Source organism: Azospirillum brasilense (assembly GCF_003349955.1).
Lineage (GTDB): Bacteria > Pseudomonadota > Alphaproteobacteria > Azospirillales > Azospirillaceae > Azospirillum > Azospirillum brasilense_B.
The window spans coordinates 1-23,238 of record NZ_QLKQ01000095.1 but is presented as its reverse complement, the minus strand read 5'-3'; the positions used below and the strand labels follow the sequence as shown (position 1 = coordinate 23,238).

Annotated in this window: 17 protein-coding genes; 10 read left to right on the top strand and 7 right to left on the bottom strand. The window is 69.7% G+C overall.

Annotated elements, in window-relative coordinates; translation table 11 throughout:
* The 4 genes from DXK32_RS28260 to DXK32_RS28245 form a co-directional block, all read left to right on the top strand.
* The coding region (locus DXK32_RS28260) for an alcohol dehydrogenase catalytic domain-containing protein (RefSeq protein WP_162801388.1) at nucleotides 1-2,149 on the top strand (2,149 nt) is incomplete at its 5' end.
* On the top strand, nucleotides 2,146-2,919 hold the full coding sequence (locus tag DXK32_RS28255) for an ABC transporter ATP-binding protein (RefSeq protein WP_114861542.1): 774 nt from the start codon (nucleotides 2,146-2,148) through the stop codon (nucleotides 2,917-2,919). The genes DXK32_RS28260 and DXK32_RS28255, both read left to right, overlap by 4 nt.
* Nucleotides 2,912-3,736, top strand: coding sequence for an ABC transporter permease (locus tag DXK32_RS28250; protein WP_247877386.1), 825 nt, complete (start codon nucleotides 2,912-2,914; stop codon nucleotides 3,734-3,736). Before DXK32_RS28255 ends, DXK32_RS28250 begins: the two co-directional genes overlap by 8 nt.
* A gap of 32 nt (nucleotides 3,737-3,768) precedes the next feature.
* A complete protein-coding gene (locus DXK32_RS28245; protein WP_114861540.1) occupies nucleotides 3,769-4,791 on the top strand; it encodes an ABC transporter substrate-binding protein in 1,023 nt (340 codons plus the stop codon).
* A gap of 9 nt (nucleotides 4,792-4,800) precedes the next feature.
* Here the strand turns inward: DXK32_RS28245 and DXK32_RS28240 are convergent, their stop codons facing one another.
* Nucleotides 4,801-5,109, bottom strand: a complete 309-nt coding sequence (locus tag DXK32_RS28240; RefSeq protein ID WP_114861539.1) for a peptidoglycan-binding domain-containing protein — start codon at nucleotides 5,107-5,109, stop codon at nucleotides 4,801-4,803.
* Nucleotides 5,110-5,289: 180 nt separating this feature from the next.
* Nucleotides 5,290-6,412 (bottom strand): peptide chain release factor 2 gene (prfB, locus tag DXK32_RS28235; RefSeq protein ID WP_104675338.1). Its coding sequence is split into 2 segments (ribosomal slippage): nucleotides 5,290-6,342 and nucleotides 6,344-6,412, totalling 1,122 coding nucleotides; the frame shifts between segments, so codons are not numbered across the junction.
* Nucleotides 6,413-6,743: 331 nt separating this feature from the next.
* Here prfB and DXK32_RS28230 point away from each other — a divergent pair.
* Nucleotides 6,744-8,183, top strand: coding sequence for an MBOAT family O-acyltransferase (locus DXK32_RS28230; protein ID WP_114861538.1), 1,440 nt, complete (start codon nucleotides 6,744-6,746; stop codon nucleotides 8,181-8,183).
* Nucleotides 8,184-8,196: 13 nt separating this feature from the next.
* Nucleotides 8,197-9,153 carry a hypothetical protein gene (locus DXK32_RS28225; RefSeq protein WP_114861537.1) on the top strand — a complete coding sequence of 319 codons (957 nt, stop codon included), beginning with the start codon at nucleotides 8,197-8,199 and terminating at the stop codon, nucleotides 9,151-9,153.
* Nucleotides 9,154-9,225: 72 nt separating this feature from the next.
* Here the strand turns inward: DXK32_RS28225 and DXK32_RS28220 are convergent, their stop codons facing one another.
* Nucleotides 9,226-11,733, bottom strand: a complete 2,508-nt coding sequence (locus tag DXK32_RS28220) for a penicillin-binding protein 1A (protein WP_114861536.1) — start codon at nucleotides 11,731-11,733, stop codon at nucleotides 9,226-9,228.
* A gap of 265 nt (nucleotides 11,734-11,998) precedes the next feature.
* On the bottom strand, nucleotides 11,999-13,306 hold the full coding sequence (locus DXK32_RS28215; RefSeq protein WP_247877385.1) for an N-acetylmuramoyl-L-alanine amidase: 1,308 nt from the start codon (nucleotides 13,304-13,306) through the stop codon (nucleotides 11,999-12,001).
* A 574-nt stretch (nucleotides 13,307-13,880) separates the two neighbouring features.
* Here DXK32_RS28215 and DXK32_RS28210 point away from each other — a divergent pair.
* Both DXK32_RS28210 and greB read left to right on the top strand, forming a co-directional pair.
* The gene (locus DXK32_RS28210) at nucleotides 13,881-17,069 is read left to right on the top strand and encodes an Rne/Rng family ribonuclease (protein ID WP_114861534.1); all 3,189 of its coding nucleotides are present in this window, start codon (nucleotides 13,881-13,883) and stop codon (nucleotides 17,067-17,069) included.
* Nucleotides 17,070-17,165: 96 nt separating this feature from the next.
* Entirely contained in the window at nucleotides 17,166-17,729 is a 564-nt protein-coding gene (greB, locus tag DXK32_RS28205) for a transcription elongation factor GreB (RefSeq protein WP_114861533.1), read from the top strand.
* Nucleotides 17,730-17,741: 12 nt separating this feature from the next.
* Here the strand turns inward: greB and DXK32_RS28200 are convergent, their stop codons facing one another.
* The 3 genes from DXK32_RS28200 to DXK32_RS28190 form a co-directional block, all read right to left on the bottom strand.
* On the bottom strand, nucleotides 17,742-18,353 hold the full coding sequence (locus tag DXK32_RS28200) for an HAD family hydrolase (protein ID WP_114861544.1): 612 nt from the start codon (nucleotides 18,351-18,353) through the stop codon (nucleotides 17,742-17,744).
* A gap of 20 nt (nucleotides 18,354-18,373) precedes the next feature.
* Nucleotides 18,374-19,129, bottom strand: coding sequence for a DsbA family protein (locus DXK32_RS28195; protein WP_114861532.1), 756 nt, complete (start codon nucleotides 19,127-19,129; stop codon nucleotides 18,374-18,376).
* A gap of 122 nt (nucleotides 19,130-19,251) precedes the next feature.
* On the bottom strand, nucleotides 19,252-20,604 hold the full coding sequence (locus DXK32_RS28190) for a M48 family metalloprotease (RefSeq protein ID WP_247877384.1): 1,353 nt from the start codon (nucleotides 20,602-20,604) through the stop codon (nucleotides 19,252-19,254).
* On the opposite strand from DXK32_RS28190, the gene DXK32_RS28185 reads away from it, so the two are divergent.
* Both DXK32_RS28185 and DXK32_RS28180 read left to right on the top strand, forming a co-directional pair.
* Nucleotides 20,573-21,982 carry a gamma-glutamyltransferase gene (locus DXK32_RS28185; RefSeq protein ID WP_247877383.1) on the top strand — a complete coding sequence of 470 codons (1,410 nt, stop codon included), beginning with the start codon at nucleotides 20,573-20,575 and terminating at the stop codon, nucleotides 21,980-21,982. The genes DXK32_RS28190 and DXK32_RS28185 overlap by 32 nt on opposite strands.
* 19 nt (nucleotides 21,983-22,001) lie before the next feature.
* A complete protein-coding gene (locus DXK32_RS28180; RefSeq protein ID WP_114861530.1) occupies nucleotides 22,002-23,156 on the top strand; it encodes a pyridoxal phosphate-dependent aminotransferase in 1,155 nt (384 codons plus the stop codon).
* The last annotated feature ends 82 nt before the right edge of the window (nucleotides 23,157-23,238 follow it).

Sequence of the window (23,238 nt, the reverse complement as noted above, 5' to 3'; positions counted from 1 at the left end):
CCCCTGCGCAGCGGGTGAGGGAGGGGCCCGCGAAGCGGGAGGGTGGGGGCAATGCGCCCGTCTGCTGAAACAAGCCCGCAGCGTCGGCCGCGGCCCGGTCGCCGACACCATCGTCCAGCTCGTCGACACCGGCCTGCGCGACGGCTTCGACGCCGGCTCAACCGCCGAGATCGCCGCCTTTGCCCGCTTCCTCCTGGATTCCAAGCACGGCGCCAAGAAAGGCATCGCCCTGTTCCTGGAGAAGAAGTCGCCGCCCCTGCCCGCCCGTCCGCGGCGCGACAGCCGCGACGGCGTGCTGCCCATCGGCAGTCCTTTCTTCCCCGGCGCCACCCCCCTTCCCCGCTGGCAGCTCGCCCAGGCCGCCGTCCGCGACCTGGAAACCGGCGCCGCCGCCCACGGCGACCCGGCGCGGGCCGAAACCGAGGTCGTCATCCCCGTCCCCGAGCCCGGCCCCAACCAGGCGTTGGTCTACGTCCTCGCCTCCGAGGTCAATTACAACGATGTCTGGGCGCTGACCGGCATTCCGATCTCGCTGTTCGACGAGCATGACGAGGACGTGCACGTCACCGGCTCCGGCGGCGTCGGCATGGTCGTGCGGATGGGCGAGGCGTTGCAGGCGCAGGGGCGGCTGGCGGTCGGCGATCTGGTCGCCGTCTATTCCGGCGTCTCCGACCTGCTGGATCCGGAGGCCGGGGCCGACCCCATGTTCACCGACTTCCACATCCAGGGCTACCAGTCGCCGGACGGCAGCCACCAGCAGTTCATGCTGGCCGACGGGCCGCAGCTCTTCCCCCTGCCGCCCGGCCTCGCGCTGGAGGAGGCGGGCAGCTACATGCTCGCCGCCGGCACCGGCTACCGCGCGCTGTTCACCGCCCTCGACGTGCAGCCCGGCAAGCGCCTGCTGGTTGAGGGTGCGGCGGGCGGGACCGGCGCCTGGACGGTGGAACTGGCGCTGGCCCGGCGCATGAAGGTGACCGGCATGGTGTCGTCGGAACGCCGCGCCGCCGCCATCCGCGCCCGCGGGGCGGCGGCGGTGGACCGCTCCGTCGCCGAGGCCGCCTTCACCCGCATCCCCGCTGATCCTGACCAGTGGGCAGCGTGGGAGCGCGCGGGTCAGCCCTACCTCGACGCGCTGCGCGCCGCCAACGGCGGCAACCTCGTGGACTACGCGGTCAGCCACGCCGGCGAGACGACCTTCCCGCGCACCTTCCAATCGCTGGCCGAGGGCGGCGCGCTGACCTTCTTCGGCGCGTCCAGCGGCTACCACATGACCTTCCTCGGCAAGCCCGGTTCCGCAGAACCCGCCGAGATGCTGCGCCGCGCCCGCCTGCGCCCCAGCGAGGCCGTGCTGGTCTTCTACGGCGCCGGAGCGGTGGGGCTGCGCGACGACATGGCGCTGTCGGCCATCGAGGCGGCGCGCGAGTCCGGCGCCCGCGTCTGCGTCGTCACCGACCGGGATTCCGAACGCGACTTCGTGCTGTCGCTCGGCTATGGCGAGGCGCTGGCCGGCGCCGTGTCGCTGGCCGAGATCAAACGCCGCGTGCCGCATTTCGACTGGCCCGACACCATGCCGGACCTCCCCGACCCGCAGCGCGAGACCGCCGCCTTCAAGGAGGCGGTTCGCCTGTTCACCGAGGACACCTTCAAGCCGCTGGGCCAGGCGGTGGGCCGCATCCTGCGCGCCGCCGACAACCCGCGCGGCATGCCGGACGTGGTGGTGGAGCGGGCGCGGCGCGACACGCTGGCCGTCTCGACCATGCTCGTGAAACCACACACGGGCCGCGTCGTCTATTGCGGTGATATGAGTGGTCGCCGCTACAGCTTCTACGCGCCGCAGGTGTGGATGCGCCAGCGCCGCATCCTGATGCCATCCGCGTCCATCGTCGGTACGCATCTTTCGAACGCTGCGGAAATCGCAGGGCTGAACCGCGTCATTGCGTCGGGGGCGGTCCGTGTGCCAACGACATACCTCGGTAACTGGGACGAGCTGCCCACGCTCCATCAGGCCATGTGGGAGAACCGCCTGCCGGAAGCGACCGGCGGCGCCGCCAAGGCCGTCGTGAATCACGCGCTGCCGGAAGCGGGCCTGACCTCGCGCGACGAACTGCTGATCGCCTGGGCGGGGTCGGCAACAGGAAAGGGACAATGAGGCTTATCATCAAGGACCTTTGCCACCGCTACGACGACCTCGTCGTGCTGGACGGCATCGACCTGACGGTGCAGGAGGGGGAGGTTCTGGCCGTCATCGGCCCGTCGGGCTGCGGCAAGTCCACCCTGCTCGGCATCGCCGGCGGCATCGTGGCGCCCAGTTCCGGCAGCATCGCGGTGGCGGGCGAGGTGCCGGACGGCTGCCTGAACCCGATCACCTTCATCTTCCAGGACTTCGCCCTGCTGCCCTGGCGCAGCGTCGAGGACAACCTGTCGCTCGTCCTCGAACATCACCCGCTGTCGGCGGCGGAGCGGCGGGAGCGCATCGAATCCGGCCTGCGCCGCATGGGTCTGTGGGATTTCCGCAAGGCGCTGCCCAAGCAGTTGTCGGGCGGCATGCGCCAGCGCGTCGGCATCGCCCGCGCGCTGGCCGTGCGCCCGGCCATGCTGCTGCTGGACGAGCCGCTGTCGGCGCTCGACGCCCAGACGCGCGAACTGCTGATGGAGGATTTCCTGTCGCTCTGGCAGCGCGAACGGACGACCGCCCTCTACGTCACCCACAATCTGGATGAGGCGTTGCGGCTGGCCGACCGGGTCGTCGTGCTCAGCCGCCGTCCCGGCCGCCTGCGCGAGATCGTCACCATCGAGGAGCCGCGCGACCAGCGGCTGGAGCCCTCCGCCCAGGCCCATCTGGCGGAGGTGCGCGACCGGCTGTGGCACCTGATCCGCGCCGAGGCCCAACTGGCCGACCGGGAGATCGCCGATGCCTGACACCAGTCTCCCCATGACCGACCGCTCCGCCGCGCCGTCGCAACCCGTCCGCTTCCGCGGCGGCGGCTTCACGGTCAAGGGGCACCGCTGGGCGGCGCTGCTCGCCTTCCTGGTCCTGATCGCGGTGTGGGAGTCCACCAACCGCTTCGGCCTCGTCAGCGAGCTGTTCCTGCCGCCGCCGAGCGCCGTCGCCTCGGCGCTGGCCGCCATGGCGCAGGACGGGTCGCTGTGGCAGCACCTGAAGGCGTCGCTGATGCGCATCGGCGTCGGCTGGGTCATGGGCACGGTGGCGGGCATGGCCGTCGGCTTCGCCATGGGCATCGGGTCGGTGGCGCGGGCGGTCGGCGTGCCGCTGGTCTCGGCTTTCTTCCCGATCCCGAAGATCGCGCTGCTGCCGCTGTTCATCCTGTGGTTCGGCATCGGCGAGCCGTCGAAGTTCGCCACCATCGGCTTCGGCGTCTTCTTCCCGACTGTGATCGCCACCTACAGCGCCATCGATTCGGTGCCGCGCAACCTGATCCGCATGGCGCAGAGCTTCGGCCTGCCCTGGGCGTCGATCCTGCGCAAGATCGTGCTTCCCGGCGCCCTGCCCGGCATCCTCGCCGGCTTCCGCATCACCGCCTCCATCGCGCTGATCCTGGTGGTCGCGGCGGAGATGATCGGGGCGGAATACGGCATCGGCGCCTTCGTCCTGACCGCCGGCAACCTGATGCTGACCGACCAGCTCCTGGCCGGCGTGCTGGTTCTGTCGCTGCTCGGCCTGAGCATCGGGACCGTGCTGTCCATCCTGGAACGCCGCCTGCTGAAATGGCGGTGAGAAAAATGAACATCGAGAAAGGGAGACTGAGAATGACTGTCGTGCGTTGGGGCCGCCGGGCGGTTCTGGGTGTGATGGGCGCTGCGGCCCTGGCGCTGGCCGGTACGCCCGCCGCCGAGGCGCAAGGTCTGGAGAAGACCTCCATCGGCGTGCTGGCGCTGGCCTCCTCCGGCCCGATCTTCATCGCCAAGTCGAAGGGCTATTTCGAGAAGGAAGGGCTGGACGTCGATCTGAAGATGTTCACCTCGGCCCAGCAGGTGCCGGTGGCCGTGGCCTCGGGCGACGTGGATTTCGGTGTCACCGGCCTGACGGCGGGCTTCTACAACCTGGCATCCAAGGGTGCCGTCACCATGATCGCGGCGCAGAGCCGCGACGAGCCGGGCTTCCAGCTCAGCGCCTATGTGGCGACCAAGGCGGCGCACGACGCCGGGCTGACCAAGCCGGCCGACCTCAAGGGCAAGCGCATCGCCATCACCACGGTCGGCTCGACCTTCCATTACATGGTCGGCCTGCTCGGCCAGAAGCACGGCTTCACGGTCAAGGACGTGACCATGGTGGCGATGCAGGACGTGCCGAAGATGGTCGCCGCCTTCAAGGGCGGTCAGGTGGACGCGGTGATCGCCCCGGTGACGGTGGCCCGCCAGCTCGCCGCCGAAGGCTCCGGCACCATCCTGGGCTGGGTCGGCGACGAGACGCCGTGGCAGCTCGGCGCCCTCTTCACCAGCCCGAAGACCGTCGCCCAGCGCCGCCCGCTGGCCGAGAAGTTCGTCAGCGCCTATCTGACCGGGCTGGCCGAATACCACGCCGCCTTCAACGCCAAGGACGCGTCGGGCGCCGTGGTGAAGGGTCCCGGCTACGACGAGCTTCTGGCGATCATCGCCGAGGCGACCAAGCAGAAGCCCGAGGTCGTCGCCGCCGGCCTGCCCTATGTCGAGCCGAAGGGCAAGCTGCTGGTCGACGACATCGTCAACCAGGTGAAGTTCTGGCAGTCCGAAGGCCAGGTGGACAAGGCGCTGGACGCCAAGTCCGTTATGGACCTGACCTTCGTGAAGTGAGCATAGGTTTTACCGCTTGCCCGGCCCGTAGACCTTCGGCTGGGAGAAGTTGATGTGGTCGAGAAGCTCCTGCGTCGGACAGCCGTCCACCGGGAGCTTCGCGGCCTTCTGGTAGGCGCGGATGGCGGAGCGGGTGTTGGGACCGATCTTCCCGTCGATCACGCCGGGACGGAAGCCCTGCTCGGTCAGGGTCTTCTGGATGCCTTCCACATAGGCGAAGTACATGTCCGGCGTCATGCTGTCGGTCGGACAGGCGGCGTAGGCCGGGGTCGCAAAGGCCGTGGCGGCCAGAAAGGCGGCGAACAGGCTGCGGTTCATAGTCTCTCTCCGTTTCTTGTTGCGGAGATCAACAACGCAGAGGCTGCGTTTCTTCCCAAGGGATAAAAATAGGGGGGTACTTGCCCCCTCCCCGGCCCTCCCCCGCTTCGCAGGGGAGGGAGGATCAAGTCCCCTCCCCTGCGACAGCGGGGGAGGGTTAGGGAGGGGGCAAGCGCAACCTCACGCGGCCGCGTCGTCGCTCTGCCCCTTCAGGCGCGCGGCCAGTGCCGCTTCCAGGAACATGTCCAGGTCACCGTCCAGCACCGCCTGGCTCTGCGAGGTCTCCACCTCAGTCCGCAGGTCCTTCACCATCTGGTAGGGGTGTAGGACGTAGGAGCGGATCTGGTGCCCCCAGCCGATGTCGCTCTTGGTCGCCTCGAGCGCGGCGGCGGCGTCCTCGCGGATCTTCAGCTCCCGCTCGTACAGGCGGGCGCGCAGCATGTCCCACGCCTTGGCGCGGTTCTTGTGCTGCGAGCGCTCCTGCTGGCAGGCCACCACGATGCCGGTGGGCAAGTGGGTGATGCGGATCGCCGAGTCCGTCTTGTTGACGTGCTGGCCACCGGCGCCCGACGCCCGGAAGGTGTCGATGCGGCAGTCCTTCTCGTTGATCTCGATGTTGATCTTGTCGTCGATCACCGGAGACACCGAGACGGCGGCGAAGCTGGTCTGGCGGCGCGCCTGGCTGTCGAACGGGCTGATGCGCACCAGACGGTGCACGCCGGCCTCGGTCTTCAGCCAGCCATAGGCGTTGTGGCCGCTGATCTGCGCGGTGGCGGACTTGATGCCGGCCTCTTCGCCGGGGCTCTCTTCCAGCCACTGCGTCTTGTAGCCGTGCTGCTCCGCCCAGCGCAGGTACATGCGCATCAGCATCAGCGCCCAGTCCTGGGCCTCCGTGCCGCCGGCGCCGGCGTTCACCTCGATGAAGCAGTCGTTGGCGTCCGCCTCGCCCGAGAGCAGGCTCTCGATCTGGAGCTTCGCGGCGCGGTCGCGCAGCGCGTAGAGCTGGGCCTCGGCATCGGCGACCACGGTCGCGTCGCCCTCGGCCTCGCCCATCTCGATCAGTTCCAGGCTGTCGGACAGGTCGCGCTCAAGGGCGCGGTAGCCGTTCACCGAGGTTTCGAGCTGGGTGCGCTCGCGCATGATGGTCTGCGCGCGGGACGGGTCGTCCCACAGCTTGGGGTCTTCGGCGTGGGCGTTCAGTTCGTCGAGACGACGCAGCGCGTTATCCCAGTCAAAGATGCCTCCTCAGCAGCGCCAGCGATTCTCTAATCTCGCCGGCGGCCGCTTCGATCTCGGCCCGCATCGCAGTGCCTCCTCGTCAGCCAGAGTTGAACCAGTGTCTTGGCCCTTATGTAGCGGGTTGGGAGCGGCGTTGCACCCTCTTATTCCACAGCCTCGGCGGCTTCCGCGACGCTGGACCAGACCGCAACGGTAACCCGCCGGAGCACCGCACCATCACAGGGACAGCTGGGCAACCCACTCGGATGAAACCGTTTTTGCGCCGCAAAACCACTTTCGCGGCGCGAATAAGTGGCAGCCCCCCATGATAGCGTCACCGACGTTCGTGCCCGTCGTCCGGCGGGCGCGGGCTATCGGCGCCCCCGTTTCCCCAACAACAAAAGCGTGGCCCCCCGATGAACTTCACCAGCCTGGGGTTCCTGCTGTTCATCACGGCCTTCACGGCGGGCTTCATGATGCTCGCCCGGACGCGGCTGTTCACGCCGCTCCTGCTGGTGTCCAGCTACCTGTTCTATGGCTTCTGGGATTACCGCTTCTGCCTGCTGCTCGCCGGCACGACGCTGCTCGACTTCTATTGCGGGCTGCGCATCGCCGACGCGCCGAACCGGGCCACCGCCCGCATCTTCATGCAGTTCAGCCTCGCCACCAATCTGGCGATCCTGTTCTTTTTCAAATATTTCAACTTCTTCATCGACAGCGCGCAGGTGGCGCTGGCCTCGCTCGGCCTCGACGTCGGGCACCGCACGCTGTCCATCATCCTGCCCGTCGGCATTTCCTTCTACACCTTCCAGAATCTCAGCTACACGCTGGACCTCTATCTCGGCCATCTGGAGAAGCCGGAGCGGTCGCTGCTGCGCTACGCGACCTTCGTCGCCTTCTTCCCGCAGCTGGTCGCCGGGCCGATCGTCCGGGCGCGCGATCTGCTGCCCCAGATCCAAAACGGCCCCCGCCATGACGTCAGCTTCGCCTTCCGCTTCGCCGGGCTGGAGAAGATCATCTGGGGCTATTTCCTCAAGCTCGGTCTGGCCGACAACGCCGCCGCCGTGGTCGACGCGCGCTTCGCCCAGCCGGAGTTCTTCAACGCGCTGAACCACGTCATCGGTCTGATCTGCTTCTCGCTCCAGATCTACGGCGACTTCGCCGGCTACTCGCTGATCGCCATCGGTCTGGCGCAGATCTTCGGCTACACGCTCTGCCAGAACTTCGCCCGCCCCTACTTCGCCACGGGCATGAAGGACTTCTGGCGGCGCTGGCACATCTCGCTGTCCACCTGGTTCCGCGACTATGTCTACATCCCGATGGGCGGCGGACGCACCCACTGGCTGCGCATCCGCAACCTGACCATCGTGATGCTGGTGTCCGGCCTATGGCACGGCGCCGCCTGGACCTTCGTCCTGTGGGGCGCCCTGCACGCCACCCTGATGGCGGCGGAGGACGGCCTGCGCTGGCTGGCCAAGCGCAGCCCGCTGCGGCTGAGCGGCGCGCCGCTGATGGCCAGCAAGCTGCTGACGGTCGGTCTGGTCTTCCTTCTCATCACCCTGACCTGGCTGCCCTTCCGCGCCGACGACATGCACACGGTGCGGACCATCCTGGGCATCATCGCCGAAGGCGATTTCAGCCTGCCGCGCGGCATGCAGCAGATGAGCTATCTGGTCCGCGTCGCCCTGTTCGGCCTCGTCGTGCTGATGATCGACGCGATGATCGAGTTCGGGGCCGGGCGCCGCTACGCCGGGGTCAACGTCGTGGTCCGCTCCGCCGGCTGCGCCACGCTGATCCTGATGCTCCTGCTCTTCGGCAACTTCGCCAACCGATCCTTCATCTATTTCCAGTTCTGAGGGAGCCCGAACCATGATCCGCCTTTTGGCCGTCGTCGGACTGATCCTGGGCATGGTGGTCGCCATGGACCGCGCGGTGGCGTCCTGGATGGGCGACACGCTCCTCCAGTCGTCGGACCGCTTCATGACCGTCTACCGCAACGGGCCGCCCGCCGACGTGGTGATCCTGGGCAACTCCCGCGCCGACAACCACTTCCCGGTGGAGGAGGTGCAGGCGCTGACCTGCGGGCGGGTGCTGAACCTGGGCATGGGCGGCGCTCCCACCACGGTGGGCGACCTGCTGTGGGAGGATTATCTGGACCGGCACGGCGCCCCCCGCCTGCTGCTGGTCGAGCCGACGAGCGTGGTCGACGATCCCAGGGCGCTCGCCGACCTGCCGCTGCTGGCCTACTACTCGGAGCGGGTGGACGGCTTCATCCGGCAGGTCGACGCCACCATGTGGGCCTCCAACAAGCTGTTCAACACGCTGATCTTCAACAACAACCAGACGATCCGGCTGGCCTTCGACGGGCTGCACCCGACCGGCGACCGGACGCTGAGCGGCACCATGTCGCCCTTCCTCAAGGCCCAGCTCGAAAAGGCCCCGGCGGAGCGGATGGAGGGCTTCCAGCCGAACTGGGACGCGCTGGACCGCATCATCGGCACGGCGCGCGAGAAGGGCACGCGGGTTGCCGTGGTCATCACGCCCTTCTTCCCCGGCTACATCGCGAAGGTGACCAACTTCGACGCCTTCTTCGAGGACCTGAAGGCCCGCCTGCCGCCCGACGTGCCGGTCATCGACACCCGCCGCGAGGTCGAGGACGAGGCCCATTTCGTGGACGCCCTGCACATCAACCAGGAGGGGGTCCGCGTGATGCTGGCGCGGATGGAGGACCGGCTGCGCCCGATCGCCGACTGCCCCGCCGACACGGCCCCCGCCGACGCCATCGCCCAGCTCCGCCCGGACACCCACACCGCCGCGCGGCCCTGAGCCTCCGCCCAAAAGAAAAGCCCCGCCTCCCGAACCGGGACGCGGGGCTTTCTTCTTTTCAGAACGGGCCCGTCAGTAGAGGCCGCCGGTTCCCACCGTCGCCGCCGAGGGAGGAGCCGCCGGAGCGCCCCAGCCGCCCGGCTGCTGGGCCGCCGGATCGCCGCCGGGCACCCCGCCGGTCCAGCCGCCGTCCGCGCCGTGGGCCGACCCGTCCAGCACCATCTGCGGCTGATCGGGGTTCGGCTCGGTGCCGGGGATGAAGGCCTCCCAGATCGCCTTGCGCTCGCCGGGCTGGGCGAGGCGGCCGTTCTCCGGGTTGACGCGGACGAGGCGCAGGCCGCGCGGCACGCGGAACGGCGTCGCCGGCTGGTCCTTCAGCGCCACCTCCATCACGTCCTTGAACACCGGCACCGCCGCCGAGCCGCCGGTCTCGCGGGCGCCCAGCGAGCGCGGCTGGTCGAAGCCGATGTAGGTGCCCACCACGAGGTCGGGCGAGAAGCCCATGAACCACGCGTCGTGGCTGTCGTTGGTCGTGCCGGTCTTGCCGGCCAGCGGCTTGCCCAGCGACAGCAGCTTCGTCGCCGTGCCGCGCTGCACCACGCCCTCCAGCATCGAGACCATCTGGTAGACGGTGCGCGGGTCGTTCACCTGCTCCCGCGTGTCGGCGACGGCGGGAACGGCCAGCCCATCGGTCCAGGCCACCTGGTTGCAGGAGGCGCAAGGGCGCGTGTCGTGGCGGAAGATGGTCTTGCCGTTGCGGTCCTGCACCCGGTCGATGAAGGTCGGGCCAACCCGCTTGCCGCCGTTGGCCAGCATGGCGTAGGCGGTGGCGAGGCGCAGCACCGTCGTCTCGCCGGCGCCGAGCGACATCGGCAGGTAGGGCTGGAGATTGTCGGTGATGCCGAAATTCTCGGCCAGCGCCTTCACCTTGTCCATACCGACGGCCTGGGCCAGACGGACGGTCATGACGTTCCGCGACTTCTCGATGCCGGCGCGCAGCGGCGTCGGGCCGTAGAACTCGTGGCTGAAGTTCTCCGGCCGCCAGATCGGCTGGCCATGGCCGGGGTCGTACTCGAACGGCGCGTCCATCACCAGCGAGGATGGGGTGAAGCCCTGGTTCAGCGCCGTCAGATAGACGAAGGGTTTGAAGGAGGAGCCCGGCTGGCGCATCGCCTGGGTGGCGCGGTTGAAGGAGCTCATGTGCGGGGAGAAGCCGCCGACCATGGCGAGCACGCGGCCGGTGTGCGGGTCGAGCGCGACCAGACCGCCCTGCACCGCCGGAACCTGCCGCAGCGCGTAGGTGCCCGCCGGCGGCTCCTTGCCCTTCTCGTCCTTGCCGGCGGCCTCGACCAGGATCAGATCGCCCAGCTTGGCGACGTCGGAGGGGCGGCGGATCTCCGGACCGAGCCGGTTGTCATCGCGCTGCGCCCGCGCCCAGCGCAGCTCGGCCAGCGGCACCCGGCCGCGCGAGCCGTCCGGCAACCCGATGTCGAGCGCCGCCGCCTCGTCGTCCTTCAGCACCACCGCCAGATGCCAGCCCTCGGAGCCGGGAGGCGGCGCCATGGAGGCGAGCTTCTTCGCCCAGTTGTCGAAATTCTCCATCTTGCCGACCGGACCGCGGTAGCCGTGGCGGCGGTCGTACTGGACCAGCCCGGTGCGCAGCGCCCGGGTCGCCGCCTGCTGGAGCACCGGGTCCATGGAGGCGCGGACCGACAGGCCGCCTTCATAGAGCGCCTGCTCGCCGTAGAGCTTCACCAGCTCGCGCCGGACCTCCTCGGCGAAATACTCCGACGTCACATACTCCTGCTCGTCGCGCTTGCGCACGACCAGGGGCTTGGACTGGGCGATCTTCGCCTCTTCCGGGGTGATGTGCCCGTCCTCGGCCATGCGCCCGATCACCCAGTTGCGCCGCGCGATGGCGGCGTCGCGCTGGCGCTCCGGGTGGTAGTTGCTGGGCGCCTTGGGCAGGGCCGCCAGATAGGCCGCCTCCTCGATGTCCAGCTCGTCCAGCGCCTTGTTGAAGTAGTTCAGCGCCGCCGCCGCCACGCCATAGGAGCGGTATCCCAGGAAGATCTCGTTCAGGTACAGCTCCAGGATGCGGTCCTTGCTGAAGGCCCGCTCGATGCGGACCGCCAGGATCGCCTCCTTGATCTTGCGCGAGAAGGACACCTCGTTGGTCAGCAGCATGTTCTTGGCGACCTGCTGCGTGATCGTCGAGGCGCCCATCGGCCGGCGGTCGCGGCCGAGATTCTCCACGTTGGTCAGGATGGCGCGGGCGATGCCGACGGGGTCGATGCCCTTGTGGTCGTAGAAATTCTTGTCCTCGGCGGACAGGAAGGCGTTGGTCACGCGCTTCGGCATGGCGTCGATGGGGACGAACACGCGCTTTTCCGACGCGAACTCCGCCAGCAGGCGTCCGTCGCCCGCGTGGACGCGGGTGGTCACCGGCGGTTCGTAGTTGGCGAGCTTGGTGTAGTCCGGCAGTTCGTGATCGTAATGGTCCAGCATGTAGACCAGCCCCCCCGCCCCGGCCAGGGCGAGGATCACGACGGCCATCAGGGCGGACAGAATAAAGCGCATGACGGTTCCCAGACAGGCATGGCGGCGGTCCCGCCGCCTTCGTCCGGGACAGAGACCGGGAAGACGCGGGACCGTCCGATGGGCGGCATCCTACACCGCAAGGGGCGGCAGTCCGACTCCCTCGCAGCCATGTCAGGAAAATGTGACGGCCACAAGGCGCTTGCAAGAAAGTGGTGACCGGGCGGCGCGTATGCCCGCCCGCCCCCGCCCGCATGGCTGACGCCGCACAACGGCCCGGCGCGGCCGACTTCGATTCAACCGGGCCTCAGCTCTTCTGCGCCCCGGTCAGCCATTTGAAATAGGCGTCGATGGTGCGGACCATGCCGCGGCCGAGCTTCTCGCGGTGGGCCGACTTGCTCAGCAGGCTGACGTCCTGGGGGCTCGACAGATAGCCCATCTCGACCAGCGCGGACGGCATGTCCGGCGCGGTCAGCACGGCGAAGCCGGCCTGACGGTGCGGCTTGTTGGGGATCAGCTTGACCTCGCGGCCGAGATGCTCCAGCGCCATGTTGGCGAAGCGCTTGGAGTGGTTCATCGTGTCGCGCTGGGCGAGGTCGATGAGGATCGAGGCCACCAGATCGTTCTCGGACGACAGGTCCATGCCGGCCAGCGCGTCGGCCCGGTTCTCCTTGGCGGCCAGCATCTCCGCCTCGCGGTCGGACGCCCGGTCGGACAGGGTGTAGATCGACAGGCCGCGCACGGTGGCGGAGCCGATGCTGTCGGCGTGCAGCGACAGGAACAGGTCGGCGTTGGCCTCCCGCGCGATGGCGACGCGGTCGCGCAGGCGGATGAACACGTCCTTGTCGCGGGTCAGCCGCACCCGGTAGCGGCCGCTGCCTTCGAGCTGGCGCTTCAGCTCGCGCGCCATCGCCAGCGTGATGTCCTTCTCATAGACCCCGCCGACGCCGACGGCGCCGGGGTCGACGCCGCCGTGGCCGGGATCGACGACGATCATCGGCTTTTCCGGCACCGGCGCCGCCCGCGGCGGGACCGGCGGCGGCAAGGCCGCGGCGACCGGCACGATGGGGTCCCGCTTCGCCGGCGGGCGCGCCGCCTCGCGGCTGACCGACGCGGTGCCGGTGGTCGCGGCGACCGGGGCGGAGGCGGCGAACTGCGCCGGGGTGGTGCGGGCGATGTCGAGGACGAAGCGCGGCTTGAAGCCGTCGCGCGGCGGGATGAGGTAGGACTCGACCACCCGCGCCGGCCCGTCGGTCTCCACCACGAGGCGGGAGGCGCCGCCGTCGCGTCCTTCGAAGCGGTAGCGGGCGACCACGCCCTTGCCCGCCATCACCGTGTTGCCGCCCGGCCAGCTCACGTCCGGCAGATCGACGACGACGCGGTAGGGCGAGCCGTGCACCGACACGGTGAAGGGAACCGAGTCGGTGAGTTCCAGAACCAGCCGCGTCTTGTCGGGATGCAGGCCGAGCCGCGCGTTCAGGACGGACACCCGCTCCTGCACCGGCGGCGGAAAGGGCAGCGCCGCGGTGGTTTGGGCCTGGGCCGGGGCGCACGGCAGGACGGCCGCCCCCAGAAGGGCGCCCAGCGCAGCGACAATCGCGAGCAATCGGGGCATCCGTTCCATCAGAAACCGCAAACCGGCAAAGCCAGCGGTCAGCTATAGCGCAGCGAAATCAAGGCGCTCAACCGTGGTGTCCGGGGTCGTGGCGGAATTGTCGGCGAGGGTGCCGTTCGTGCAACACTGCCCTGCTTCGCCCTCTTCCCGGAGGAATGCCGCCGAACCGGATGCGGTGGACCGTAACTTTCGCCGAATTCCACGTTGTGCATGGTTTCGTGCTTGTCTATGGTAGCTCTGCGACATACCGCGACCCACCAGCCCACTCTTCCGAGAGGTTTCTCTCCGGGGTGACTGTGGGCGTCGCCCGCGGACCCCCACGGCCGAAATTTACATCATCGGGCGCGGTCCGGGGCGTGACGCTTCTGGGTTGCCGGTGGATTGGGACGAAACCTCGAAGCTGGTGCCGGCCGCAAGGCCGTAACCCGGAGGCCGAAGCCCGACCCGTCCTGGCTGCTTCGTCAGCGCCGTTCGACGGGTTAGGGGCCGGTTCCGCAGGCTTCGCTCACAACGATGACGCGCCCCGGCGGCTTGACCGTCGCGCGGGCGGCCTGGGGCGTCATGGGGATCTTGTATGGCCAAGCGCATGCTGGTGGACGCCACGCACCCGGAGGAAACCCGGGTCGCCGTGGTCAATGGGAACAGACTCGAAGACCTCGACTTCGAGATCGCCACCCGGAAGCAACTCAAGGGCAACATCTACCTTGCCAAGGTGACCCGGGTCGAGCCGTCGCTCCAGGCGGCCTTCGTGGAATATGGCGGGAACCGCCACGGCTTCCTCGCCTTCTCGGAAATCCATCCCGACTATTACCGCATCCCGATCGCCGACCGCGAGGCCCTGCTGGCCGAGGAGCGCCGGCTTGAGGAGCAGGCCGAGGCCCGCGCCGAGGCCGCCGCCGACGGCGCCGTGATGGCCGAGCCGATCCGCCCGGATGTGGTGGTCGAGGAAAATTCCCCGATGCCGGGCTCCTACGCCGAGGCCGAGGGCGACGGGTTCGAGGGCGACATCCCGGCCTTCGCCACGGACGCCGGCTCGGATGGCGGCTCGGATGGCGGCTCGGACGAGGCCGCGGAGTCGGACGAGGCTGCGGACGGCGCCGCTCCGGCCGAGAGCCCGGACGTGATCGGCGGGGACGAGGTCGAGGAGGCCCACCGCCGCCGCGCCCGCCCGCTGCGCAGCTACAAGATCCAGGAAGTCATCAAGCGCCGGCAGGTCATGCTGGTCCAGGTGACCAAGGAGGAGCGCGGCAACAAGGGCGCGGCGCTGACCACCTACCTGTCGCTGCCGGGCCGCTACTGCGTTCTGATGCCCAACACGGGCCGCGGCGGCGGGATCTCCCGCAAGATCACCAACCCCGCCGACCGCAAGCGCCTGAAGGAGATCCTGTCCGATCTCGACATTCCGGAAGGCATGGCGGTCATCCTGCGCACCGCGGGGCTCGAACGCTCCAAGCAGGAGATCAAGCGCGACCTCGAATATCTGCTGCGCCTGTGGGACGACATCCGCGTCCAGACGCTGAAGTCCTCCGCGCCCTGCCTCATCTATGAGGAGGCGAACCTCATCAAGCGCTCGATCCGCGATCTCTACACCGACGACATCGACGAGATCTGGGTGGAGGGCAGCGCCGGCTTCAACACCGCGCGCGACTTCATGCGCATGATGATGCCGAGCCACACCAAGCGCGTCATGCAGTACCAGGACGACACGATTCCGCTGTTCCACCGCTATCAGGTGGAAACGCAGATCGACGCGATCCACAGCCCGGTCGTGCAGCTCCGCTCCGGCGGCTACATCGTCATCAACCCGACCGAGGCGCTGGTTTCCATCGACGTCAACTCGGGCAAGTCGACGCGCGAGCGCAACATCGAGGAAACGGCCTACAAGACCAACCTCGAAGCCGCCGACGAGGTGGCGCGCCAGCTCCGCCTGCGCGATCTCGCGGGCCTCATCGTGATCGATTTCATCGACATGGAGGAGCCCCGCAACAACGCCGCCGTGGAGCGCCGCCTGAAGGAGGCGATGAAGAACGACCGTGCGCGCATCCAGCTCGGCCGCATCTCCGCCTTCGGCCTGCTGGAGCTGTCGCGCCAGCGCCTGCGCCCGTCGCTGCTGGAGACCAACTTCGAGCGCTGCCCGCACTGCTCCGGCACCGGCGTCATCCGCTCGGTGGAGTCCGCCTCGCTGCACGTTCTGCGCGCCATCGAGGAGGAGGGCATCCGCAAGCGGTCGTCGGAGATCACCGTCTTCGTGCCGACCCGCATCGCGCTCTACATCCTCAACCAGAAGCGCGGCGAGCTGACCAAGATCGAGGACCGCTACCGGTTCCGCGTCATGGTCCAGGCCGACGACACGCTGATCGCGCCGGACCTGCGGCTTGAGCGCGTCAAGGCCCGCACGCCGGAGGACGACGTGCCGCTGGTCAGCGCCGAGCGCGTCCTGGCCGAGACCGACCGCATCCTGGCCGCCGAGGCCGAGGAGGCCGAGGAGGAGGCGCCCGTCGCCGAGGCCGCCGAGACCGCCGGGGCCGCCGGAGCCGAGATCACGGAGCGCGCCGACGCCGCCGGGGAGAGCGAGGGCGACCGCCGCCGCCGCCGCCGCCGCCGCCGTGGCCGTGGCCGTGACCGCGAGGATGGCCGCGCGCCGTTCGGCGAGGCCGCCGACGCGTCCGACGAGGCGGCCGAGGGCGACGAGATCGAAGCGGAGGCCGCCGCCGACGCCGACATCGACGAGACGGCGGTCGACGAGGAAGCCATCGAGCGCGCCCAGATCGACGCTCCGGAGTTCGTCATCAACGACGTCGATGTCGGCCCCGCCCACATCGAGGACGACGAGGACGAGGACGCCGATCTGGCCGCCTCCGAGGCGGACGACGGCGCCGACGCCTTCGAGCCGAACGGCGATGCCAATGGCGAGCGCAAAAAGCGGCGCCGCGGCAAGCGCGGTGGTCGCCGGCGGTCCCGCCAGCGCGAGGGGCTGGAAGCCGGTGAGGGCATGCCCTCCGATGGCACCGAGGGCGAGGCGGACGCCGAGTCCTTCCCGACCGCCGTCGAGGCCGGCCGCGCCGTCAACCCGCCGGAACTGCCGGCGGACATGGAGCCGGTCGAGTTCGACTGGGTCCTGACCAGCGCGGTGGCCGAAGACAACGCCACCGAGGCCGCTCCGGAAACCGCGGCGGACACCGCCGCGGAGGTTCCGGCCGCGGAGCCCGCCGCGGAGGAGGCTCCGGCCCGCAAGCCGCGCCGTGGCCGCGCCAAGGCGACCGCCGCGGAGGCCGCTCAGGCGGTGACGGCCCAAGCGGTAACGGCGGAGCCGGAAGCGGCCCCCGCCAAGCCGAAGCGCGCCGCGAAGGGCGCCGCCAAGGGTGGCAAGGCCGCCGCGAAGGTTGCCGCTCCGGAGGAAACCGCTCCGCCGCCGGCCAAGCCGTCGCGCAGCCGCAAGGCGAAGTCCGCGGCCGTCGAGGCCGCTCCCGCCCCGGCGCCGGTTGCGGCCCCGGTCGCCGAAGAGGCGAAGAAGCGGCCGGCGCGCAAGCGCAAGACCGCGGCGGACGCTCCCGTCGAGGCCGCGCCCGCTCCGGCGCCGGTTGCGGCCCCGGTCGCCGAGGAGCCGAAGAAGCGCCCGGCGCGCAAGCGCAAGGCCGCGGCGGACGCTCCCGTCGAGGCCGCGCCCGCTCCGGCGGTTTCCGAGGCGCCCGCCGCCCCGGCAAACGAGCCGGCCAACGCCGCTCCGGAGGCCAAGCCGCGCCGGGGTTGGTGGAGCCGCTAAGCGCGCGCTTCATCGCCGTAGTGACTGGAAAAGGCGCCTCGCGGCGCCTTTTCCTTTTCCAGGTCCTATTTCAGGAAACCGCGAAGGGTCCCGATCATGAGCAAGGCCTTCACCCGGGAGAACGACTCCGCCGGCGACGATGACGAGGCCGACGATCCCAAACCCTTGCCCAAGGGCGTGAAGAACTACATGACGCCCGAGGGCTTCCAGCGCATGCAGGAGGAACTGCGCTCGCTGCTGCGCGTCGAGCGCCCGAAGGTGGTCGAGGTGGTGTCCTGGGCCGCCGGCAACGGCGACCGTTCGGAGAACGGCGACTACATCTACGGCAAGAAACGCCTGCGCGAGATCGACCGGCGCATCCGCTTCCTGACCAAGCGCCTGGAATCGGCGGAGGTGGTCGATCCCACGCTTCAGAAGAATCGCGACCGCGTGTACTTCGGCGCCACCGTCACCTACGCGCGGGAGGACGGGACGGAGAACACCATCACCATCGTCGGCGCCGACGAGGTGGACATGGACCGCGCCCATGTGAGCTGGATTTCGCCCATCGCCCGCGCCCTGCTGAAGGCGCAGGAAGGCGACGTGGTGGACCTGCGCACACCCGCCGGGCTTGAGCAGATCGAGGTCGTCGCCATCCGCTATCCGGGCGACGCGGCGTAAGGAAGGCTGGGGCTACAGAAGCCCCAGCTCCTCCAGTTCGGCGCGCAGACCGGCGGCGCCGGAGAACCGGTGCGCCGTCATGCCGATGGCGCGGGCGGCCTCGACGTTGGCCGGGCTGTCGTCAATGAAGACGCAGTCCGCCGCCGCCAAGCCGTAGCGGTCGAGCAGGAGTTGGAAGATCGCCGAGTCCGGCTTCACCAGCCTCTCGTCGCCGGACACGATGATCCCGTCGAAGACGTTCAGGAAATCGAAGCGCCTGCGGGTCAGCGCCAGCTTCTCCGACGAGAAGTTGGTGATGGAGTAGAGCGGCGTGCCGCGCTGCTTCAACTCCATCAGGATGTCCGGAGTCCCGGCCATCGGGCCGGGCACCATCTCCTCCCACCGCTCGTGATAGGCCCGGATCAGCTCGCGGCAGTCGGGAAACTCGGCGGCCAGCGTGGCGACCGCCTCGTCCCATGGGCGGCCACGGTCCTGCTCCAGGTTCCAGGCGGGGGTGCAGACGGTGTCGAGGAAGTCCTCCATCAGATCCTCGTACCCGTCGAACAGCTCGCGGTAGAGATGCCGCGGGTCCCATTCGATGAGCACTTGCCCGATGTCGAAGACGACGGTGGTCGGCTTGGTCATCGTCAATTCCCGCCCCACCCTCAGCCCTTGCGGGCCGCGGCGACGAGGTCCTTCATCTGGTCCAGCTTGATCGCGCCGGGGACCAGCTCGTCGCCGATGACGAAGGCCGGGGTGCCGCGGATGCCCAGCTCCTCGGCCAGCGCCTGGTTGGCGGCGATGACCTTCAGCACCTCGGGGCTGTTCATGTCCTTCTTCAGCTTGTCGGTGTCCAGCCCGACCGATTTGGCCAGCCGCTGGATCACGTCGTCGTCGAGCTGGCCGCGGTGGGCCATCAGCGCGTTGTGGAACTCCAGATACTTGCCCTGCCCGCGCGACGCCAGGGCCGCCTTGGCGGCGGTCAGCGAGGCCGGGCTGAGGATCGGGAACTCCTTGAAGACGAAGCGAAGCTTGCCGTCGTCCTTGATCAGCCGCTCGGTGTCGGCCTGCACGGCCTTGCAGTAGCCGCATTGGTAGTCGAAGAACTCGACCACCGTCACGTCGCCCTTGGGGTTGCCGGCCACCGGATCGGCGGGGTTCTGGAACAGCGCCGCCTTGTTCTCGGCCAGAGCCGTCTTGGCCTTTTGCTCCTCGGCCATCTTCTGGCGCTTCTGGAGCGAGTCCACGGCCTCCAGGATGATTTCCGGGTTCTTCAGGATGTAGTCGCGCACGACCTCCTCGATGGCCTTGCGCTGCGCGTCGTCCATCGGGCTCTGCGCCTGGAGGGCGGGGGCCATCAGCCCCGTCGGAAGGGCCAGCGCGGCGGCGAGCGCCAGGGCGGCGGGGCGGAAGCGGGTCATGTCGAACTCTCTCGTGGGGAGCCAAAACGGCGCGAATCGGGGCGATACTGTGGACCGGGAGGGCGGGGTCAGGCAAGACGGCTGTGCGCCGCGCAAACGGAGGGCGCGCGAACGGAGAAGGCTCATTTTCCGCCCGCCTGCCCGCGGATGTCCTGGGCGCGCAGCCAGCCGGGGGAGCCGGCGGGCAGCAGCTTCTCCGCCCGCTCCGCCTGGAAGCGGGCCATCGGCTTGTCGCCGCGGGCGAAGGCCTCCTCGGCGGTGGCGTAGGCGACCATGCCGGCGTTGCCCTTCATGCTCCAGGCCTGGGCCATCAGCCGCCACAGGAAGGCGGACTGGGCCTGCGTCTTGGACGCCACCTGAAGGTTGCGCAGCGCCTCGTCGGCCAGCCGGCTGTCGTTCTGCTCCATCAGCGAATGGGCCAGCGAGACGCGGATGCTGCCGGCGTCCGGCTCCAGCTCGATCGCCTTGCGGTAGGGGGCGGAGGCGTCCACCGCCCGCCCGTTCTGCAGCATCAGGTCGCCCTTCATCTCGTAGAGGAAGGCGTTCTTCGGCTCCTGGGCGATCAGCCCGTCGACCAGCGGCAGCGCCTGCCGGACCTCGCCGCGCCGGAAATAGGCGTAGGCCCGGCCGTAGCGCGCCACGAAGGACGGGTCGTCCGCCTTGTAGCGGCGCAGCGCCCCGTTGGGGTCGAGATAGGCGTAGAGCTTGGCCTGGATGCGCCGGAACTCCTCGTTCCATTGCGCCGGCACCGGCTTCTTGCCGGCGCGCGACCGCTCCACGAAATTGCGCACCGTCTCGATGCGCTCGCGGGTCAGCGGGTGGGTGCGGCGATAGCCGGCGTCGCGGTCGACCAGCAGCGGATCGTCGGTGGCGCCCAGCTTCTCCAGGAAGGTGACCAGCCCCTCCGCCGAGATGCCGGACTGCTCCATGTAGGACAGGCCGGCCTGATCGGCCGAGGATTCCTGGCTGCGCGAGAAGGACAGGAAGTTGCGCTCCGCCAGATGCTGGCCCAGCATGACGCCCGCCGCCCCGGCCCCGGCGTTGCCCGCGGCGATGCCGCCGACGATGCCGATGCCCATGCCGATCAGCGAGGACAGGAAGGCGTTCTCCATCGCTTCCGACCCGCGGACCAGATGGCCGCCGGCGATGTGGCCGGTTTCGTGGGCGATCACGCCGATGAGCTGCCCGGCGTCCTCCAGCCCCAGCAGCAGGCCGGTGTGCAGGAAGATGTTCTGCCCACCGGCGACGAAGGCGTTCATGGTGTTGTCGTTGACCAGGACGATGTTCACGGCGTCCGGATCGATGCCGGCGGCCTGGAAGATTGGCCGCGCCATGTCGCGGATGATATGTTCCGTCTCGGCGTCGCTCAGGAATTGCATCTCCTGGCGCCGCTGCGCGCCCGCGGGCGGCGACCACGACAGAACCATCACGGCAACCATGGCGATGACCGAAACCAGCCTGCTGGGCTTGCGCACCGTTACTTCCTCCGCACACCGGGGCACCGGGCAGCCGGTCAAGATGCCGGTCCGGGCGCCCCATTCCACCCGCCGAATCTGGCAAGGGTTGGGCGCGATTGCCATAGCCGCATCGCTAGTGGGCGGATGCGTCAACACGAAATACCGCACCGGCGCCCCGGCCCAGAGCTTCGTCGCGGCCGACGAGCCACGCGCTGCGGAGATCGGGCGCGACATCATCGCCCAGGGCGGCAAGGCCGGCGACGCCGCCGCCGCCATGGCGATGGCGATGACCGTCACCCTGCCGTCCCGCGTCGGGTTGACCGGCGGCGGCGTCTGCGTGGTGTTCGACGCCGCAAAGAAGGACACCCGCACGCTCGACTTCCTCCCCCGCCCCGCCGGCTCCGGTGGCGGCGCCCTGCCCGGCTTCCTGCGCGGCGTCTACGCGCTCCAGGCCTCCACCGGAGCGATGCGCTGGGAGCAGGCGGTGGTCCCGGCGGAGCAGCTCGCCCGCTCGACCCCGGTCAGCCGGGCTCTGGCGCGTGACCTCGCCGACTCCGCGTCCCGCCTGTCCGCCGATCCGGAGGCGCGCCGCGTCTTCCTGCCGACCGGCGCGCCGCTGGCCGAGGGCGCGGCGCTGAGCCAGCCCGAACTGGCCGCCAGCCTGTCGCAGGTCCGGCGCAGCGGCATCGCCGCCATGTATGGCGGGCTGCTGGGCGGTGCGGTGGCGCAGGCCGCCGCCATCGACCCGGCGACGGTCCGCGGCTTCCAGCCGCGTTGGACCGGCACCGCGGCCATCCCGCTGGGCATCGTGTCGATGCATTTCGCCCAGCTTCCCGAAACCGACAACGGCGCCGCCCTGACCGCGGCCTGGAAGGCCGCCGCCGACCTGCCGTCCGACCAGCGCGCCGCCCGTGTGGCCCAGGGGCTGGGCGCGTCCGGCAGCGGCGCCTCGGCACCCGGCGCCGGCCTCGTGGTGATCGACCATGAGGAGAACGGGGTCGCCTGCTCCTTCACCATGGGCGCACCGTTTGGCAGCGGCCGCATGGTGCCGGGCACCGGCCTGCTGGCCGCCCGCGGGGTGGACGGCGCCGGCTTCGGCGCGCCCGGCCTGCTGACCAACGCCATCGTCGGCCGCACCCAGTTCGCCGGGGCGGCCAGCGCCGCCGGCAACGACGGCCCCGCCGCCGCACCCGCCGCCCTGCTGACCGCCGCCCTGCCCGCCGCGCTGGACAAGGAGCCGGGCGCCGCCATCCGGGTCAGCCGCGCCGCGAACGGGCCGGGCCGGGCCACCTTCGTCACCTGCCAGACCTCGATGGAGAGCGGCTGGAAGGAATGCCAGATCGCCGCCGACCCGCGCGCCCACGCCTTGGGCATCCTGGTCGAAACCGAGCGTTGATGTTCAAAAGTCTGGAATCATGAGCAAAGCACCCAAAGTCTCCAAACGGGGCGCCATCCCGCCCTTCTTCGTCATGGAAGTGATGCGCGCCGCCGCCGAGCGCGAAGCCGCCGGCCTTGAGGTTCTGCACATGGAGGTCGGGCAGCCCTCGACCGGCGCGCCGAAGGGCGTGCTGGAGGCCGCCCACCGCATGCTCGACGCCGACGTGCTGGGCTACACCGGGTCGCTGGGCATCCCGGCGCTGCGCGCCGCCATCGCCGGCTGGTACCGCGACCGTTACGGGATCGATGTGCCGGAGCGGCGCGTGGTGGTCACCACCGGCTCCTCGGGGGCCTTCCAGCTCGGCTTCCTGGCGGCCTTCGATCCGGGCGACCGGGTGGCAATGGCCTCGCCCAGCTACCCGGCCTACCGCCACACCCTGACCGCCATCGGGGTCGAGCCGGTGGAACTGCCGACCGGGCCGCAGCACCGCTTCCAGCCGACCATCGAGCTTCTGGAACAGCTCGACCCGCCCATCCAGGGGCTGATCGTCGCCAGCCCGGCCAACCCGACCGGCACGATGCTGAGCCGCGAGGAGCTGACCGCGCTCGCCACCTGGTGCGACGCCAAGGGCGTGCGCCTCGTCTCCGACGAGATCTACCACGGCCTGACCTATGGACCGGAGGCCGTCACCGCCGCCGAGGTCAGCGAGAGCGCCCTGGTGGTGAACAGCTTCTCCAAATACTTCTCGATGACCGGCTGGCGGCTCGGCTGGATGATCGTACCGGACGACCTGATCCGCTCGGTCGAATGCCTCGCCCAGAACCTGTTCATCTCGGCCCCCAGCCTGTCGCAGGCCGCCGCGGTCGCCGCCTTCGCCTGCACCGAGGAGCTGGACGGACACGTCGCCCGCTACGCCCGCAACCGCGAGCTTCTGCTGAGGGAGCTGCCAAAGGCCGGCTTCGACAAGCTGGCTCCGGCCGACGGCGCCTTCTACATCTACGCCGATGTGACGGAGATGACCGACGACAGCGAGGCCTTCTGCAAGCGCATCCTGGCCGAGACGGGCATCGCCTGCACCCCCGGCGTCGACTTCGACCCAGCCCGCGGCCACCGCTTCGTGCGCTTCAGCTTCGCCGGCTCGGAGGAGACCATCGCCGAGGCGGCGCGGCGGCTGATCGCCTGGAAGAGGTAGGCCGGCCCCTTTCAGTCCTCGCACCGACCCCCACCCCGGCCCTCCCCCGCTATCGCAGGGGAGGGTGCCTTCTGCGAAGCGG